12 protein-coding genes are annotated in these 18,183 nt (G+C 59.6%); 9 read left to right on the top strand and 3 right to left on the bottom strand.

Going from position 1 to position 18,183, the window contains the following annotated elements; translation table 11 throughout:
- Positions 1–79: 79 nt before the first annotated feature.
- From E8M84_RS11840 to E8M84_RS11830, 3 genes are all read left to right on the top strand, one after another.
- Positions 80–982 carry a LysR family transcriptional regulator gene (locus tag E8M84_RS11840; protein ID WP_205914598.1) on the top strand — a complete coding sequence of 301 codons (903 nt, stop codon included), beginning with the start codon at positions 80–82 and terminating at the stop codon, positions 980–982.
- A 115-nt stretch (positions 983–1,097) separates the two neighbouring features.
- Entirely contained in the window at positions 1,098–1,868 is a 771-nt protein-coding gene (locus tag E8M84_RS11835) for a DUF4386 domain-containing protein (RefSeq protein ID WP_205914597.1), read from the top strand.
- Between the two features lie 1,211 nt (positions 1,869–3,079).
- Positions 3,080–4,006 carry a recombinase family protein gene (locus E8M84_RS11830; RefSeq protein ID WP_137111393.1) on the top strand — a complete coding sequence of 309 codons (927 nt, stop codon included), beginning with the start codon at positions 3,080–3,082 and terminating at the stop codon, positions 4,004–4,006.
- 137 nt (positions 4,007–4,143) lie between these two features.
- Here the strand turns inward: E8M84_RS11830 and E8M84_RS11825 are convergent, their stop codons facing one another.
- Positions 4,144–4,671, bottom strand: a complete 528-nt coding sequence (locus E8M84_RS11825) for a hypothetical protein (RefSeq protein WP_137111392.1) — start codon at positions 4,669–4,671, stop codon at positions 4,144–4,146.
- Between the two features lie 605 nt (positions 4,672–5,276).
- Between E8M84_RS11825 and E8M84_RS11820 the strand changes: the two genes are divergently transcribed.
- Genes E8M84_RS11820 through E8M84_RS11805 form a run of 4 tightly spaced genes read left to right on the top strand, consistent with a single transcriptional unit; the run spans position 5,277 to position 12,510 of the window.
- Entirely contained in the window at positions 5,277–6,752 is a 1,476-nt protein-coding gene (locus E8M84_RS11820; RefSeq protein WP_137111391.1) for an ATP-binding protein, read from the top strand.
- A 4-nt stretch (positions 6,753–6,756) separates the two neighbouring features.
- Positions 6,757–9,486 carry a Z1 domain-containing protein gene (locus E8M84_RS11815; RefSeq protein ID WP_137111390.1) on the top strand — a complete coding sequence of 910 codons (2,730 nt, stop codon included), beginning with the start codon at positions 6,757–6,759 and terminating at the stop codon, positions 9,484–9,486.
- Entirely contained in the window at positions 9,479–10,426 is a 948-nt protein-coding gene (locus E8M84_RS11810) for a PD-(D/E)XK motif protein (protein WP_205914596.1), read from the top strand. Before E8M84_RS11815 ends, E8M84_RS11810 begins: the two co-directional genes overlap by 8 nt.
- Positions 10,426–12,510, top strand: coding sequence for an AIPR family protein (locus E8M84_RS11805; RefSeq protein WP_137111389.1), 2,085 nt, complete (start codon positions 10,426–10,428; stop codon positions 12,508–12,510). Before E8M84_RS11810 ends, E8M84_RS11805 begins: the two co-directional genes overlap by 1 nt.
- 3 nt (positions 12,511–12,513) lie before the next feature.
- Here E8M84_RS11805 and E8M84_RS11800 read toward each other — a convergent pair whose 3' ends face one another.
- Complete coding sequence (locus E8M84_RS11800) at positions 12,514–14,004, bottom strand: DNA cytosine methyltransferase (RefSeq protein ID WP_137111388.1); 1,491 nt, start codon at positions 14,002–14,004, stop codon at positions 12,514–12,516.
- Here E8M84_RS11800 and E8M84_RS11795 point away from each other — a divergent pair.
- On the top strand, positions 14,003–14,560 hold the full coding sequence (locus E8M84_RS11795; protein ID WP_346763690.1) for a DNA mismatch endonuclease Vsr: 558 nt from the start codon (positions 14,003–14,005) through the stop codon (positions 14,558–14,560). The two genes, E8M84_RS11800 and E8M84_RS11795, sit on opposite strands and share 2 nt — an antisense overlap.
- 916 nt (positions 14,561–15,476) lie before the next feature.
- Here E8M84_RS11795 and E8M84_RS11785 read toward each other — a convergent pair.
- Entirely contained in the window at positions 15,477–16,721 is a 1,245-nt protein-coding gene (locus E8M84_RS11785) for a site-specific integrase (protein WP_137111386.1), read from the bottom strand.
- A gap of 816 nt (positions 16,722–17,537) precedes the next feature.
- On the opposite strand from E8M84_RS11785, the gene E8M84_RS21450 reads away from it, so the two are divergent.
- Positions 17,538–17,690: a hypothetical protein gene (locus E8M84_RS21450; protein WP_170971911.1), complete on the top strand. Its 153-nt coding sequence runs from the start codon at positions 17,538–17,540 to the stop codon at positions 17,688–17,690.
- The last annotated feature ends 493 nt before the right edge of the window (positions 17,691–18,183 follow it).

Genomic DNA, 18,183 nt, shown 5'->3' with positions numbered 1-18,183 from the left:
AGACCCCAACAAATCACTGCATAAGGCGCACCGTTCTCATGTTATACTTGCGTTTGACGCCATGCTTTTGAGGCTCGGGATGCCCGACTTGAACCTGCTGGTCACTCTTGACGTGCTGTTGTCCGAAGGCAGCGTGGCAGGGGCGGCGCGGCGACTGCGGCTCAGCCCTTCGGCGATGAGCCGGGCCCTGGCGAGGCTGCGCGAGGTGACGGGCGATCCACTTCTCGTGCGGGCGGGCCGCAACCTTGTTCCTACTCCACGGGCGATCGAGCTACGCAGCCAGGTCGGGCCTTTGGTCGAGGGGGCGAAGACGGTGTTGCGTCCGGCCGAAGCGCTCGACCTGTCACGGCTGCCCCGTCGGTTCACCTTGCGCAGCAGCGAAGGCTTTGCCGAGACATTCGGGCCACGGCTGTTGTCCGAGATTGCCGCGCAAGCCCCGGGCGTGACCCTGCAGTTCCTCACAAAGCCGGACAAGGACAGCACGCCGTTGCGTGCGGGCGAGGTCGACGTGGAGACCGGCGTGCTCGACGAAGGCACCGCCCCGGAACTGCGCGTCGTTCCATTGTTTAGAGACCGGTGGATCGGGGTGGTCCGTGCTGGTCACGCCCTGGTCCAAGGCGCAGATTTCACGGCCAAATATGGCGGCCTTGGCCATATCCTCGTCCTGCGCCGTGGCTTGCGCAGCGATGAGATTGACGAGGCGGCGCTCTCCGCCGGCATGAAACGAAGGGTCGCCACGGTTGTCAGCGGCTTCTCGACGGCGCTGGCACTGGCCCGCAAGACCGATCTCGTTGCTACCGTGCCGGAGCGCCACACCGAGGGTCTGCGAGATGGCCTGCACAGTTTCGACCTTCCGTTTGAAGTGGTGCCCTTCACGATTTCCATGCTGTGGCATCCAAGGATGGATGGCGACGCCGCACATCGGTGGTTGCGGGGATGTATCCGCAGTGTCTGTGCCGAGCGATCGGGCGGAAGGCCATGAACCAAGCCAGCGTGCATGGCGTCTGATGCATGGATAACGTGCAGACGCGGCGCGTTCCGCAATAGTCGAACAAGGCGCAGGATGGCGGACATTCCCCAACCGATGCGAGGTATCCATGACTATGACGCATTCTGCTTCTGCGGTCGCCCCGGGCAGTTCCGCAATCTCCGAACCTGTTTCGAGTGCAGCGTCCGGGGAGCAGCGCCTTGCGCGACTGACCGGTCTGCTGTTCCTGATCACGTATGCAACATCCATCCCACCAGTGCTGACCTTCTATGTCCCGGCGCTGACCGACCCGGCTTTCATTCTTGGCGAAGGTTTCGATACCGGCATTTCCGTCGGCGCCCTGCTGGAACTGATGCTGATCACTGCAAATGTCGGCACAGCGTTGACCGTTTACCCCGTGCTGCGCAAACAGAGTGAGATGCTGTCCTTGGGCTATGTGGCTGCCCGGCTCGTTGAAAGTGGGTTCATTGCAATTGGGATCGTAGCCCTGATGGCGCTCAATACCCTGCGGACAAACGCCGGTGATGCGGATCCGGCCGCCCTGGTCGCCAGCGGGCAGACCCTTGTCGCACTGCACGACTGGACGTTCCGTCTTGGCCCGGGTGTTGTTGTCGGGGTCGGCAACGGGCTGTTGCTGGGCTATCTGATGTGGAAGAACCGGCTTGTGCCAAGGGCGCTGTCCTTACTTGGCCTGATCGGTGGACCGGCCCTACTTGTCGCAGGCGCTGGCGTTGTCATGGGCTGGATCGAGGCGGGCTCTACCGCTCAGATCATCGCCACTGTGCCTGAGTTCTTCTGGGAACTGTTGCTGGGGCTTTGGTTGCTGGTGAAGGGATTTGACCGGAAGGCACTCGAAAGCCTGAACGAGAATCCGGCATAGCCCGGAGTAACTGACGTCCCTTGAATTGATGCTCGATCTGGGGACCAGATACCTGAAAGGCTAATCCCCGCCCTGGACGTCTCATGATGGCGGTCTTTGATGATGTGACCGCCACCCGACGGCATCGATGTGTCAAGCTCGGACCGCAATGAATGCTTCGTTGTCCGCACGTCGCATGGTCAGAACAGCAGCTCCAGCAGGAGGAGACGACCGGAGTTCTACAAGCGTGGATGAGGTAGACGACCGCGCCGGAGGAAACCCATCCCGATCCGTCTCTCCAGTAGAATAGCAAGTAACAGACAAAAAGTAGCATATAGTATATAGGAGAGACGGATCGGGATGAGGTCATCCCAGACCGAAGTTGCGTCTCCGGCTCGGAACCAGATGTGCCCGCCAAGCAAGCTCTCCCAGGTGTCCCAGACCGTCTCCGCTAGCTGGACGTCCAAGAACCCAACAGCACGCACCGGCCCGTCTTTCCTGGGGCGTTCAGCACGACCAACCCGCTGACCGAGCAGCCGGTCAGCTAAGAAGCCACGCAGCTATCTAGCTAGATCCAAAGTCGTGGAGCACGAGCATGCCAGCCTGGACAATTGCGAACGACGACGAAATGGGTCTGCGGACCCGGCGCGTATGCTGAGTCCAGGGCGACCGCTGGAGGCCGCCTCTGTTCCGGCGCACCTCGGGCACCTGAAGAGATGCGGATGCGTCTCAGCGGTCGCCCTATCGAGCATGGCGTGGTGGTTGCAGGGTGACATTGTTCGCCAGTGTCGATGCTCCTTGCTTTCGAAGTGCAACGTCGGAGTAGAAGAGTGCCAGGTGCCTGCGGTTCTGCCGTCGGGTGGAGGTTCGGCCCAGTCCGCCACCCCCCGACCAACGAGCTGGCCAGAACCGTCCCCAGCGCTGGAAGTGAACACGGTCCAGGGCTTGGCGACGATCCCGGGGAGCGACCAGACCTGAGGACCCGCCAGCTTGAAGCGAAGCAGGCCTGACTGCAATCACTCTACGGTGGCGGGGCGCCGCAAAGGTGCTCCACGATCCACGGGTCGACGGGGGGACGAGATCCGGAGTCGAAGGCCGCATACCCTTGCGTCTGCGTCGAGAATTGCGCATTATGCTAATGGCCGAAAATACGTCGGATAGCAAAAGGCCGAGACTCGCTCGCTGGCGAAACCGGCACCAAATGACCACCCCTGGAACACATCAACGAAGTCATGACCATTAGCAAAGAGAAGCCCATCAAAGCGGTGGGATACGTCCGCCTCTCGACAGAGAAGCAAGCCCTTGATGACGTAGATCATCGGAAGCAGACGGAGAGGATCAGGAAGGCCTGCGAACGCCGTGACTTCACCCTGATCAGCATCTATGCTGACGTGGCATCGGGGGCGGATCCACATGGCGCCACGCGCCGTGGGGATCTCTCTACCGCCGTTAGGCACGCGCAAGCCGAAGATGCTGTTCTTGTCATCCCTGAACCGACCCGTCTCTTCAGGAACGTGGACGCTGCGCGCGAGTTTCTGAAGACGCTTGATGTCCCCGTCTTCTCGGCTCGCGTCGGACGGTTCTTGAAGTCACCTGCTCTTCTCCGCGCCATCCAGCGGGGTGAAGATGCTGTTCGCGCGATCAGGAAAGGCACCTCAGCGGCGCTCAAGAAGAAGCAAGCCCAAGGCATGGTGTTCTCGGATGCCGGTGGCCGACAGAAGGGTGCCTTGAAGTCTGGGAAAGTTCGCGGTGACAAAGCCGACAGCATCGTGATGCAGGTCGTCGCCATCCTTCAGCGTGACCGTGCCTACCGTGATCTCTCGCACAGGGCGCTCGCCGATCTTCTCAACAGAAATCGCGTCCTGACCGGCTGGGGGCTGGCCTGGACTGAGAACAGCGTCAGGAAGGTTCGCAAGAAGGCCGAAGGGGTTCTTCAGATGATCGAGGAGATCGACAACGAGGGTGATCCTTCCTTGGGCCTGTCTTCAGCTGGGGATATGCCTCGACCGCCCTCTGAACCGATCGCGGCCGATCAACTTGGTCCGGTAGCTTCTAGCGTGGAGACGCCGACGCTCGCCGACCTCGCACCGGTTGTCATGACTGACGAGGAGCGGATTCAGGCGGAACTCCAGGCGATCCCGGGATACGGGGCGTTCTAGGCGCTCGGTCATCATTTCGGCGCTCGGCCTGGCCAGTAGAATTCTACCCCTCCCGAAACTCTGATGTAGTTCCGGGCCACGGGGAACGGCAGCATCCTGGGATCGACCGTCGAGACACGGACTGCAGCACGGTGCCTTCACTTCGTCGCGTGTGCTGCCACCCAAGTCTCCAGCGCCACAATCAGCTCATCCTGAACCAAGGTTCCTCGCTGCAGGGCCATGCCGAGCGAGGCGTTGCGTGCGTTCAGCCCCATCTCCCGCATGACATCGCCATTCTTCAGCCGACGGTGAGCAATGATCCGACGCACCTCGGCCTCAAGCGCCGGCGGAAGATGCACCTTGCCTGTCGCCAGACGGGCGTTGCCAGGGGCTGACGCTTGGCTGACCGCGAGACCAGACGGTGCCACTGACACTGTCGTGGTCGCTTTCGATGCCGTGCAGCCTATCTCGCCCTTGAACGCAGACTGCTCGGCAGACGAAGCCTTCGACCAGGCGGATCTCAATTGATCGAGCGGTGATTTCCGTCTGCGTAAGCCAGCTGCGACGAATGCCTCGGATGAGTTTTTGAACTTCCCGGTCCGCAGGTCGGCGTAGATGGCGGGGTGGTCCGACCGCAGCCGGTCGAGGTAGTAGTTGTTGTCGCGCTGCTGGATCTTCTTGGTCATCTGTCCGGTTCGTGTGGTGGAGTTACTGAGACGCCATCAGCCAAAAACCAAAGCAAGTCGAGCGTCACGAACAACGTCTTCGTTCTCGAGCGGGGAAAAAGACCATTGAGTGAGAGGGGCGCAAAGTCGACCTGTGTTGAGAAGTGGAAGGCTCGGCACCAGCACCTACTATTGTCGGCCCCTCGAGCAAGACCCTCGACAGTCTACCTGAAGGCCATCTTGATCTCATGCCGGCGTGGTCGTCAGCCAGCTCCGTGCCTTGTCCCAAAAAGCGGGAAACGGCAGCAGAGCGGGGTCGATCGTCGGAATGCGTCTGAGGCCCTAATCGCGCAAGTCGGCTTCTTCATGACGAGGTCTGCTACCAAGACCAAGAATCACAGCCAAGTCTCGCACCTGACACCGTGGTTCATCGCCGGCCCGAGTCCCGTGTTGAGCTTGCCCACGGAATTGTGGTTTCGGTCGCCGAACTTTACCTCAACATCCGTCCCCAAAATCGCCTCAGGGTTGTCGCAGTCCGGTCCAAGACCTTTGTGACGAAGTCGAGCCGAGCTTGACGCCGGACGTTGAATTGGCTGACCTAACATATTGAAGTAACGAGAAGCTCAATGATCCAACGCCGCCTCGCTGATGCCACTCCGCATGCCGCCTCCCTGATCGAGGGCATGCGCGATTTTGGGTATACGCTTTCCACAGCCATGGCGGACGTCATAGACAATTCGATCACTGCCGGAGCAGGTCTGGTCCAGATCCTCGCTGACACCATCTCGGATGCTCCCTGGATCGCCATCGTCGATGATGGGTCGGGCATGTCAGAGATCGATTTGATCGAGGCGATGCGCCCCGGTTCAAGGAACCCGCTCGACGCCCGAGAGGGCCATGACCTTGGCAGGTTCGGCTTGGGCCTCAAGAGCGCGAGCTTTTCGCAGTGCCGCCAGCTCACAGTGGCGACGCGAAAAGATGGTGTGACCTCCGTGGCCACTTGGGATTTGGATGAGGTTTCACGGACAAACCGGTGGGAAGTCCTGTTGGAGGGGTATTCGTCAGATATCCCCGGCATCGACCGTCTTGGAGAGACGGGGACTGTGGTCATCTGGCGCAAACTTGATCGACTCGCTTCGAGCTACCGTCATGATGGAGCGAAGCGCTCAGCCGAGATCAATGCGGCGCTGACTGAGGCGGAAAAGCACCTCCGGCTCTGCTTCCATCGCTACATGGAGGGAACGCGACCCGAGCTTAGGCTTACGCTAAATGATCGCAAGCTATCACCGATCGATCCCTTCGCTTCCGCCAACAAGGCGACCCAGGTCGACGACGAGGAGTTGCTCCCACTGGCGAATGGGACGGTGGTCACGCAAACCTTCACCCTTCCACATCATAGCCGGATGTCGAAGGCCGAATGGGATGAGGTAGGGGGGCCGGAGGGGCACCTTCGGTCGCAGGGGTTCTATATCTACCGCGAGCGTCGGTTGATCATCGCGGGCGGGTGGCTCGGCCTTGCCCGAGCAACCGAGCTGACGAAGCTGTCGCGCGTCCGGGTCGACATCCCCAACACTATGGATGCCGACTGGAAGATCGATGTCCGCAAGGCCTCGGCGCAGATGCCACCGATAGTTCGTGAGCGCCTGCGAAAGATCGTGGAGCGGATGCAGGGCACTTCCAAACGGACCTATCAGCGACGCGGCCGCAAGTTGGTCGACCAGGCGAACCTTCCTCTATGGAGCAGGTTTCAGAAGGACGGCGCCATCATCTACCGACCGAATGGGGAGCACCCGGCGATCGCTGGGTTCATGGCGTCTCTACCCGAGGAGTTCCAACACGGATTCCGGACGTGCATCACACTTCTTGGTGCCGGGTTGCCTGTCGGGGCACTGCACGCTGACATGCTCGGTGCAGCCGAAAGCGTGGAGGCAGATCCCGCGGAGTTCGCGGAGATCGCTGAATCGGTTGAGCAGGCCGTCCGCACCCTTCTCTCGACTGGGATGTCGGGAAATGACGTGGTCAACGCGCTATGCTCGGTAGAGCCATTGCTCAGGCATCGGGACAGCGTCCAGCAGCTGATTGAAGATATTGTAGAAGGTTGAACACATGACGGCCCAGATCGCCCATCTCGACTCGGTGGTATCGCAATCTCTTGCGCATCAGAGGAAGACCGGCGCCGAGCTGAGAACCTTAATCGCCACGATGAACGGCGCGTTGAACGTGAACGCAGCGCCCGACGAGCTGGAGCGGCTTGCAAAGGAGATTGAGGCCCGCTTGGGGGTGTCGATGGGCCTTGGCGCCGTGGTGGACGACGCCAGCTTCCGCCCTTGGCTCGACGAGGCCAAGGCTTCGATCGAACCCTTCTACTGGGAGCGCTACAAGAAACTGCTTCTGAAGAATGGCTTGCCGCAGGATGTCGTCACCTCGACTGACATCGTGACGGACCGGATTCTCTCTCGGCTGGGCAATCCCAAGCTCGAAGAGAAGTGGGACCGCCGAGGCATGGTTGTCGGTCATGTGCAGAGCGGCAAGACGGCGAACTACTCCGGGCTGATCTGCAAGGCGGCCGATGCCGGATATCGACTGATCATCGTCATCGCCGGGATCCACAACAACCTTCGCAATCAGACACAGGCGCGGATCGACGAAGGTTTCATCGGCCGCGATACCGCGAAGGCTGGTCAGAAGAAGGGCGACCATGCAATCGGCGTCGGTCTTTTTGATGATCGCAACGTGCCAGTCAGCCTGACCAGCGCAAAGCGCGACTTCCACAAGGAAACAGCCTCCACCAACACCAGTCAGATCGACTCTTACAAGGTGCCCGTCGTCCTGGTCATCAAGAAGAACCCCAGCACATTAAAGAACCTCCTAGACTGGCTGCGCGACAACAGCGCCAAGGGGGACGACCTAATGATCGATCAGCCCATGCTGCTGATCGACGACGAAGCAGACAACGCCTCGATCAACACCAAATACGCCAAGGACGAGGTTACGAAGATCAATGCGATGATCCGCGATCTGCTCGCGACCTTCCACCGCAGTTGCTATGTCGGCTACACGGCAACGCCCTTCGCGAACATATTCGTCGATCCCGACCAGTATGACGATGCGCTGAAGGAAGATCTTTTCCCGCGCCACTTCATAATCGGACTGGACGCTCCCACGAACTACTTTGGCGCCAGCAAGGTGTTCATCGACGGCCTACCCGAAGACGGCCCGCCTACCTGGCTGCGACAGATTGACGACAATGGGGACCTTCTCCCCATGAAGCATCAGATCACCCAGAACATCGCCGATTTGCCCCCATCGCTGATCCGAGCCCTCCGCGCCTTCCTCGTCGCACGCGCGATCCGGAATCTGCGTGGACAGGGCTCCAAGCATTGCTCGATGCTTGTGAACGCGAGCCGTTTCACGGAGGTCCAAGGAAAACTCCGCAATCGAATTCATGAGCGTCTCGTCGCCGTGCAGAACGCGGTCCGAGTGAATGCCTCTCTCGGCAAGGCAGGGTTGGCTGATCCGGAAATTGCAGCTTTACGCGAGGTCTTTGAAGCGGAGTATCAGAGCTGCGGCTTCGACTGGGCGCAGATCCAGGCGGCTCTTTTTGATGCAATCGCCGCGGCGAAGGTGGTCGAGGTCAACAGCCGGGGCAACGGTCTCGACTATCCGGCGACTGGCGACGTCGGCCAGACGGTGATCGCTGTCGGTGGTTACTCGCTGTCGCGTGGACTTACCCTGGAAGGCCTGACCATCACATGGTTCCTTCGCAACACCATGATGTATGACACGTTGATGCAGATGGGCAGGTGGTTTGGCTACAGAGGCGGATACGAAGATCTCTGCCGCATCTGGATGCCGCTCGACGCGATCGATTGGTATGCCCACATCGCTGAGGCCACGGCCGAACTGCACCGCGAACTCAAGAACATGGAGAACGCGAAGCTGACGCCCGCCGACTTTGGTCTGGCGGTGCGAAGCCACCCAACCGCGCTCATGGTGACGGCGCGCAACAAGATGGGATCAGGCCAGACGGTCGTCCAGGTAGGCCTTTCCAACTCCTGGGTGGAGACTGCGAAGCTCGGCCTCAAGGATATCGACAAAAACATTCAGCTGGCGAAGGATTTTCTTGACCAGTTGGATGCGTCTGGTCATGGGGCAGCGACTGCACAACCTGTCAGCGGTGGGATGTTCCTTTCAGGCATATCCGTTGATCTGATCGATCGGTTCCTGATCGGCTGGAAGAACCACGAGGCTGCGTTCCTGACCCAGCCAGGACCGATTAGGGCCTATATCAACGCGAGGAAGGACGATGAGCTGCGCGAATGGGACGTGCTGATCGCCAGCGTCCGCAACGATCTTCCTGCGTTCGAGCACGGCTCTTGGCGGATCGGCCCCCAGGTCCGCAGGATCGACCTCGATGATCTGGCGCGAGATCTGCTTTCCATCAGTGGCAAGAAAGCGAGGATCGCTTCGCGCGGAGTGGAGAAGGTCGGGGTTGAGCCGGCCGCTGCAGCTGCTGCCGAAGCCGCATACCGAAAGATGGAAAACAAACCCGCCGATGGGAGTGTGAACTACCCGGACAGCATCTATCGAAAGGTGCGAACCAAACCCCTATTCATTCTTCAGATCGTCAGCATCCGCGACAAATACAAGAACGCTGAGGGCTCACCTCGCCCGCTTCCACAGAACTTTCCGAAGTCGGTCGTCGTCGGATGGGGGATGAGTCTGCCTGTTTCGGCAACGCCGGATGAGCGTGTCGAGTATGTGGTCAACAGCCAGAAGTTCCGCGAACTCTATGGCGAGCTGGACCAGGATGAGGGAGCCAATCTCGATGACTGACACCCCTTGGGCCGGACTCGCGCCCGACATCGGACGTCGTGTCGACAGTCACGGACGCTACGATTTCTTCTGGGCGGCGATGCCGAACGGTCTTCCTGGGCTATTGCTCAAGATGCCGGAAGGCACGACGAAAGTGCATCCGCTTCCCGTCCTGCGAAACCTGTCGTTGTCCTACAGAAAGGTCGATGGTCGAGATATCTTCTGCATCAGTCTCGAAGATCGCAGTCAGGTCGAGATTTTTGAGACGCTGTGTCGCGACGTGGTCGCCGCGGGCGAGCAGGCGGACACTGCCGACTCAGTTCTGTCTCGGGCCATCCATCGGACGATGCGCTGGCACCATCTGCTCCGCGCGGGCTCGGCCGAAGGACTTTCGATCGAAGAGCAGCGCGGCTTGGTGGCCGAATTGGCGGTGCTGCGTGACTTGGTTGATCGTCGTGGCGCGCTGACGGCCATAGGGGCATGGATGGGCCCGACCGGCAGTCCGAAGGACTTCGAGCTCGCTGACATCCATATCGAGGTGAAGGCGCGTCGTGGAGCCGCCCATCCGAAGATCACGATCTCCTCTGCCGCTCAGTTGTCGGCGGTAGAAGGCTTCGCACTCTATCTGCGGGTAATTGATGTCGACACGGCGCTGGCGGAAGAGGGGACGACTCTAGCGGATCATGTTGACGCCACAGCGGCCTGCTTCGCGGGAGACCCTGCAGCAGCCAGCCTCTGGGAGCAACGCTTGGCGGCAACCGGCTATCTGTTCGAACAGGTGGATCTCCACCGGGTTTGGAAAGTCGGTCATGCGCGCATCTACGAGGTCGTCGAAGAGTTTCCCCGCCTGATCCCCCCTCTGCCTGAGGGCGTGGATGACCTGAAGTATTCCGTCAGTTTGGCCGCCTGCGCACCGTTCGAAATTTCGGACGAGATTCTATCGCCCGTAAGGAGTTCGTGATGTCCGATCTTGAGGAATTCCACCGCGACTTCATAGCACAGATCCAGGGAAGCGCGGATGCCTTGGCCACCTATGTCCAAGAAGCCTTTTTCGAACGAGTGGGAGAATTCCTCACCGAAGCGGGCGAGGTTGAGCAAGCCGACTATGCGCATTATCGCGGCACCGGTGAGAAAGGGGTGAATCTACAGGTCACCGGCTCGGGAGGAGATCCCGCAAACGGTGACGACATCCTGTCGCTGATTCTGTGCGATTTTCAACTCACCGAGAATGTTCGGACGACGAACGCCACGGACCTCAAGGCGCAGTTCAAGAAACTCGTAGAATTTCTACGACACGCCCGAAAGGAGAGCTTCCGCAACGCGTTGGAGGAGACCAGCTTGGGTGCAGGGCTGGCGGACATGATTGCCACCCGCTGGACCCGCATCGCGAAGATCAAGTTGATCTTCGTCACCAACTCGGACAACCGCGCCACAGTCGATGCCATGCCGGCCGGATCGATTGATGGCAAGCCGGTCACATACAACGTCTGGGATCTTAAGCGGCTGAAGGCTTATGCCGAGCAGGGCAAGGCGCGCGCAGACCTGACGATCCGCTTCGCAGAGGACTTCGGAGCGGGGGTTCCTGTCCTGAAGGCCTCCGGCTCAGATGCCTCTCTTGAGAGCTACATCGCCGTCATTCCAGGCCGACAGTTGGCCGCGATCTACGACGTGTGGGGCGCTAGGCTACTTGAATCCAACGTTCGCAGCTTCCTGCAGGCCAAAGGCGGCGTGAACAAGGGCATCCGAAAGACGATTCTCGAGGAGCCTCACATGTTCCTCAGTTACAATAATGGGCTTGCCGCAACGGCGGAAAAGGTTGAGGTCGTGAGGACGGAAGAAGGTTTGCTGCTCATGTCCGCCGACAACCTCCAGATCGTCAATGGCGGCCAGACGACCGCCTCGCTGCACGCTGCAGCGAAAGCCGCTGGGAAGGGGATGGATGACATTTTCGTCCAGATGAAGCTCAGCATCGTGCCGGCGGTCCTGTCCGAGTCCGTCGTCCCATTGATCTCCGAATTCGCGAACAGCCAGAACAAGGTTAACGCCGCCGACTTTTTCGCCAACCATCCCTTCCACGTCCGCATCCAGGAGCTGTCGCGCAAGATACTCGCACCGGCCGGTGAACATGGCTATCGCGAGACGAAATGGTTCTATGAGCGCGCTCGCGGCCAGTTTGCGGATGAGCGTGGCAAGTTGACCGACGCGAAGCGCAAGGTTTGGGATGCGGAGTATCCAAAGACCCAGTTCTTCACAAAGACCGACCTTGCCAAGTTCGAGAACACCTGGAGCGGCCGTCCCGATACGGTCAGTCAGGGCGCCCAGAAGAACTTCGGTGCGTTTGCAAAGTCGATTGAGAAGGTCTGGGGCAAGAACGGCGACAGAATCGACGACGGCTGGTTTCGCCGACTGATCTCCAAGGCGATCATTTTCCGAAAGTTGGAACGTCTGGTCTCGGCGCAGGAATGGTATGAGGGCGGGTATCGCGCGAACATCGTGACGTATGCCATTGCGAAAGTCGCGGCTGATGCCGAGGCACTGGAGAAGGTCGTGGACCTCTCCCAGGTCTGGAGAGCCCAAGATGTGCCTGCGGTCCTCGAGGAAGCCCTGCTGATTGCTGCGGCCGAGGCGCAGGATGCCATCACCTCGCCGCCGCCGGGCGTGCGCAATATGAGCGAATGGGCAAAGAACCAAGCGTGCTGGGAGGGCTTCCGCAAGCGGAAGCTGACCTATCCGGATGGCTACTCGGATCTGCTGATCGATCCCGCAGAAGTTCAGGAAGAGACCAAGGACGGTAAGAACGATCAGAAGCTAACGGACGATTTGACCGATCAGGTGCGGGTCTTTGAACTGGGTGGTCCCTTCTGGGCCAAAGCGCGCGCTTGGGGCCGAGAAAAGAAGCTGCTGAACCAGACGGAGTTCGGCGTTCTGGGCATTTGCGCGCAGATGCCCAAGCGCCTTCCGACCGAGGGGCAGATCAAGGTGGCGATCGACGCACTTGCCAAGCTTGAGGCAGAGGGGTTCGGCAACGAAGAGACAGCTGCCTGACTCCTAGGGCAGCAGAGTTCGGACAGCTCTGGCTATCTGTAAGGCAAGAAAGGGCGGCACTGCGTTTCCGACCTGATGATACTGCTTTGTCCTCGGGCCGCAGAAAAAGTAGTTGTCGGGGAACGTCTGAAGTCGGGCCGCCTCCCGCACGGTCAGGGACCGGCACTGGTAGGGGTCCGGGTGGATGAAGTAGTGACCGTCCTTTGAGATGTGGCTTGTCACCGTGGTCGCAACCCGACCGCCTACCTGTGTCCTGAACCGATCCGCGAACGCGCCGGTGTCGCGGTTGCGATGATCGGGCAGCAGCCAGTAGGGGAACTCCGAAAGCTTGGGCGCGCGATCCTCCGCGAGGGCAAAAGCCGAAGAAAAGAGGTAGCGTCCGAGGTCGTCCGCGATATGACCGCGGGTCTCATGATGTAGCACGATCGCTAGTCTTGGATCCAGGAGCCAGTCTGATAGGGGCGATGGAGGGCGATCATTGGTCGGAATGGAGCTGGAACGATGTTCAGGAAGTCCAGCCGTTTCGGCGACCGCTCGGGCCACTGACCTAACGCTATCAGGAAGAAAGGATAGATTGGCGATGCTCGCCGCACGGTCTCTCACCACCGCTTGCCAGTTCATGACGCTGTCGCCTGTGGAAAGCGCGCTTCTCAGCGGCGGCAGGCCGCTCAGGGCCTCGGCGACGGTCACAGTCTCAGAGGGAAGCAGCATCGGTCTCCCCTCTGGCAGTCCTCGTGCCAGGTCCGCACGGAGTCCGACGACAATCACCCGATGGCGCGCCTGAGGGATACCATGATCTTCCGCACGCACGATAAAGTCTCGGGCCGAGTTGCGACCAGCAGCGGGATCTGCGGCAACGGCAAGCGGCAGGAGCCTGTAGCCATCCGCCGCCGCCTCCAGATCGTCCAGAACCCTATCAAAGATGCCGCCGCCATCAACTCGGCTGGACAGCATGCCCTTCACGTTCTCCATCACGAAGGCCGCGGGGCGAAGACGGGTCAGTATTCGGACGTATTCCTTGTAGAGATAGTGGCGCCCGTCTTCCTCAAGAATGTATCCTTCCTTGCCCAAGTTTCGTGACCGTCCGGCAAGTGAGTAGGCCTGACAAGGAGGGCCACCGATCAGGATGGTGTCACCGTGCATCCCCTCTCGGGCTTGATCGAGGATCGGAGCCAGCTCCTCGAAGACGCCCTCCTGCCCCAAAACCAGCTGTCGCGCCTCATCACATGCCCTGCGCCAGGCAGTGGGGTGCAGTTCGTCCCACCGCGGCAGGTCGCGTCCGGTGTTCAGCGCGTCGTAATACTCCTGGGGGAAGCCGCCGTCGAAGGAACGAAGAAAGGAGCGCAGGCGAAGTGTCGAGATGGCGTGATCGTCCATCTCGACGGAAACGCGGACGCTCATCGGCGTCGCTGGCTCCTGACCGGCCCGGGAAAAGCCTTCGCCCAGCCCGCCCGGGCCCGCGAACAGGTCTATGATGGCGTAACTGCGGCCCATGTCCTCTCCTAGAAGTCTCAAAGGGGAATACAGGATGTCGCCCGCCTTTCACCAGGTCCAAACCGCCGCGTCATGCACTATATGTCTTCGTATGATGGACATAATGGACAGTCAGACCCGTTCGAAGGTCATGTCACGCATACGTGGTCGAGACACGAAGCCTGAGTTGCTGCTAAGGCGCTCCCTCCATGCGTGCGGATTCAGGTTCCGTCTGTGCCAGAGTGGTCTCCCAGGGTCGCCTGACATCGTTCTAAGGAAGTGGAACGCGGTGATCTTCGTGCATGGTTGCTTTTGGCACAGGCACTCCGACTGTCGATATGCGGCGACGCCGAAATCCCGTCCTGAGTTCTGGCTTTCTAAGTTCGAGACGAACGTGGCGCGGGATCGAGCAGCTCAGTTGGCCCTTCGACGGGAAGGCTGGCGCGTCGCGGTGGTCTGGGAGTGCGCGTTGAAGGTGGATGCTGAAAGAGCCGCAACGGAGCTGATTGGCTGGTTGACCACGGAGCCCGCGAAGGATTTTGTCGAGGTTGAGAGGCTGGAGGATAGTCAACTCTGATTTGGCAGAAAACTTGAGACTTGGCGTATTGCGGGCGCGATCGAAACCGTCGGCGACCCGTGCTACCCCTTCGACCTGCTGTGCCGGGTGATCACCGTCAGCCTAGAGACTATAAAGATCGTCAGAGCGCTGCCGCCACTGGAGATATGACATGCCCATCGTGGACGAAGCCTTGATCGCACTGGCTAGCCAAAGGCTATATGACCGTGCGGAAGCTCTCCGGGCAGTGACCCCGGGACCGACAAGTCGAAACGAACTTTTCGTTGGGCGCTCTTTGTCAGGACGCCGCTAAGCATCTCGTAGATAATTGGCTGTCGGACGAGACGTGGCCTTTTCCCAAAGAGCAGCAGGCCCTGTATGTCATCAGGCTGCCTGATGCCGCAGCCGCAGGCCGGGTGATGCAGAAGTTCCCAGAGCGAGCCAACCGAACCTTCGCCGCGCCTAAGGAAAACAAGGGCACCGAGGGATCAGCAACGCTCTATGTGGGAAGCTCAGAGGACGTGAAGAAGCGACTGCGATATCACCTTTGGCAGGCCCACCCCTTGACCTACGCCTTGCATCTCGGTCGATGGTGCAAGGAGGTCGAGGGCGAACTATTCGTAAGTGTGCAGCCGATCCTGAAAGGCGGCGAACGCGAAGTCCGGCAAGATCTGGAGGACACCGTATGGCGCCAATTGAAGCCTAGACTCGGAAAGCCTGGCGGTCGCTAGACAAGACCTATTCGTGGTGGTCCGGCCGGTCGAACTCGCGACCGGCTCGGCGGGCCCACGCGAGGGCCGTGAATGCACCGACCAGTGCGAGGCAAGGAACTGCGATGTCGAACCATGTCATCCCGGCTTCCTTCCCCTTCTTCCATGACTGCGGCCCGGAAGTGCATGGTCCAATCCATCCATGCTGCGAAAGGAAACTACCTTAATCAGCAGCCTAGGAACCTCCCCCAGTCTTCCATCATCTGTCGTCTCCTGGCAACCATGTCACCACGGCGATAAGCCTGCTCGACGGAACTGCCGACCTTGTGCGCAAGCGCAACTTCGGCAAGGTCACCAGGGTAGGCGGTCTTCTCCGCGACCCAGTCCCTGAACGTCGATCGAATTCCATGCGGAACTGCGGGCTTCTTCTTGACCTGGTCGAGCCACCCCTTTCGACCTGCCTTCAGCTCATCGGCGTGCATACGTTTCATGACGGCCGCGAGGGTCATGTCCGACATCGGTCCTGACTTGGATCCCGGAAAGATCAAATCCGTTCCGGCCATTCGCGGTAGCGAGTTTAGCAGGCCGATCATAGCGGGCGTCAGCGGCACCCGGTGCTCTTTCTTAAGCTTCATGTGTGCCGCCGGAACGATCCAGAGGTGCTTGTCGAAATGGATCTCCTCCCAGGTGGCGAGACGAATTTCCTGAGATCTGGCTGCAGTCAGGGTCAGAAACTCCATCGCCCGAGCTGCAAGACCCTCCCGTGACCTGAGAACGGAGAACCAGCCGGTGACTTCATTCACCTCGACGGCTGCATGATGGGACTTCATCAAGTCCTTCTTGATCGAAGGCATCAGCTCCTTAAGGTTGCCCTTCCAGACGGCCGGATTGTCGCCCGTGTGAAGGCCTGCGACCTTCGCCCAGGAAAACACGCTCTCCAGACGAGCGCGAACGCGCGTTGCCGTTTCGTGTTTGGTTGTCCAGATCTGATCGAGGATGGCCTTGACCTCGGCCGCACCCACGTCGACGAGGAGCCTTGTCCCGATGACCGGCACCGCATAGGTCTCAAGGGTCGAGCGCCACTGGGCCCTGTGCTTGGCATTCGAAAGCGCGTCGAGTCTGCCGCTGGTCAGGAAGATCTCTATCGCTTCAGCGAACGTTAGGCCCAGATTTCGCTCTGCGGCGAGGCGCCTGCGATCGTCGGCTCGCTCTTGCACCGGATCGACCCCGGACCTGATTTTCTCGCGCGTCGTTCTGGCCGCTTCACGAGCGGCAGCGAGTGAGACATCGGGAAAGCCGCCAAGCCCGATATCGCGTCGCTTACCGTTCACGACGGCGCGCAGGAACCAGGATCGACCGTCGCCCTCGTTGACCCGCAGGTGCAAACCAGGCACACCACCGACGGCATGGAATCCAGGCACGACAAGCCTCTTCACTTCTACGGCGGAAAGCTCTTTGGTTCGCTTCGGCATGCCGGTCCCAACATCTCTACCAACATAAATCGAGCAATCGGATACCGGCTGCTGCAACTGCCTGCAAGGACAGGTTTCGATTCTACATTCAAAATCAATAGCATGATGTGCCCTCTCAGAGGGGATGACACCCGCTGCAACACGTTTGCGGCGGACTTCGTCTCCGCCACCCACCCCTTAATATTTATGCTCTTTCCGTTCTAGCGGTGAATTCTTCCCTGTTTCCGGGGGTTACGGCGGCATGATCGCCGCGGAGACGCCAGCACCACCTGCTCATCCCTGTTTTTTCGACCGCAGTCTCCGTGCCGGGACGGCCCGGCTCCGTTTGCCCGAGACACAAGAACAGGGAAATAACAGGGAAGATCGGATTTCCAGGGCCTTTTGAGAGATTGTTCTTCCTGAATAGCGGGGCAATTTCCGTGGGTTACGGGAAAATTCCCTGCTCGCTGGAAACAGGGAAGTTAATTCGGCGTATCAGGGAAGAAAATTCGACCGATCAGGGAAAGAAGTCGGAAGAACAGGGATCACGCTGAACCTGCCATTTGGTATTGTCAGAAGAAGCTGATCTGCTAACCTGACTATCGGGAATTTCAGGGCCGATCGTGTCAGCGTGCTTGGCAAAGATTAAGCAATCTTGGAGTATCGCCAAACTGCCAAGCGAGGCGGGCACAGGACGACGCCAATGGAGCATTTCTTTGACAAAACCAGCCCGCGCGCTCCATTGAGTGCGATGACGGCCCGGCCCAGTTTGAGGCCAACTGAAGAGGGTTACGAAGGCAAAGGTACGAGTGAAAAGTAGACACAATGGAGGGATAGATGCCAACAGACCTTGAAGGTGAAGCAACCGCAGCATTGGCGGCCCGAGCGGCTAGCATTTTTGCACGGCAACAAGAATATCAAGACGACCTTAAATACTTGGCGCGAATTGTGGCGGAACTTGCCGTGCGGCTGGAGAGGCTTGGTGGATAGTAGTCAATGGTCTTTCATGCATGATATTGCCAGACCATTGTCGTGATGCAGTACGCGCGGGCACATCGAAAACGAGCATTTGGTCGTGAACACTTTTGATCATGGAAGGAATTGTATTGGGCCCTAGGTTTTCAGGCGCGGCATGTGGTGGATCGGGTCAAGGATGAATTGAATTGGCTCGGATGCCCAGATTTTGCGAGTTTATTCATAGGGCATGAGGCCGCTCAGCGTCTTGAGCCGTCGCGCGAAGTTGTAGGGTGTCAGGAAGTCCGCAAGATGGGTGCGGAGCTGGACATCGCAGTCGTAGAGGAAGCGCTTTGCGGTCGCGTGTTTGACATTGCGGGGTCATTCGTTCGAATCTGCGTGGCGCCGGAACGCGACAACCATCGCCTTCTCACCCTCGGTTAGCACGGTTAACTCCGGTTCTGTCGGCCCCGATTTCATATCCTCGACTGTCGCCCGCTTCCGCCACTTCGCACAGTCTTCGGATTGA

This window comes from Rhodobacter sp. SY28-1 (genome assembly GCF_005222785.1).
Classification (GTDB): domain Bacteria; phylum Pseudomonadota; class Alphaproteobacteria; order Rhodobacterales; family Rhodobacteraceae; genus Tabrizicola.
This window is presented reverse-complemented; position numbering and strand designations above follow the sequence as displayed.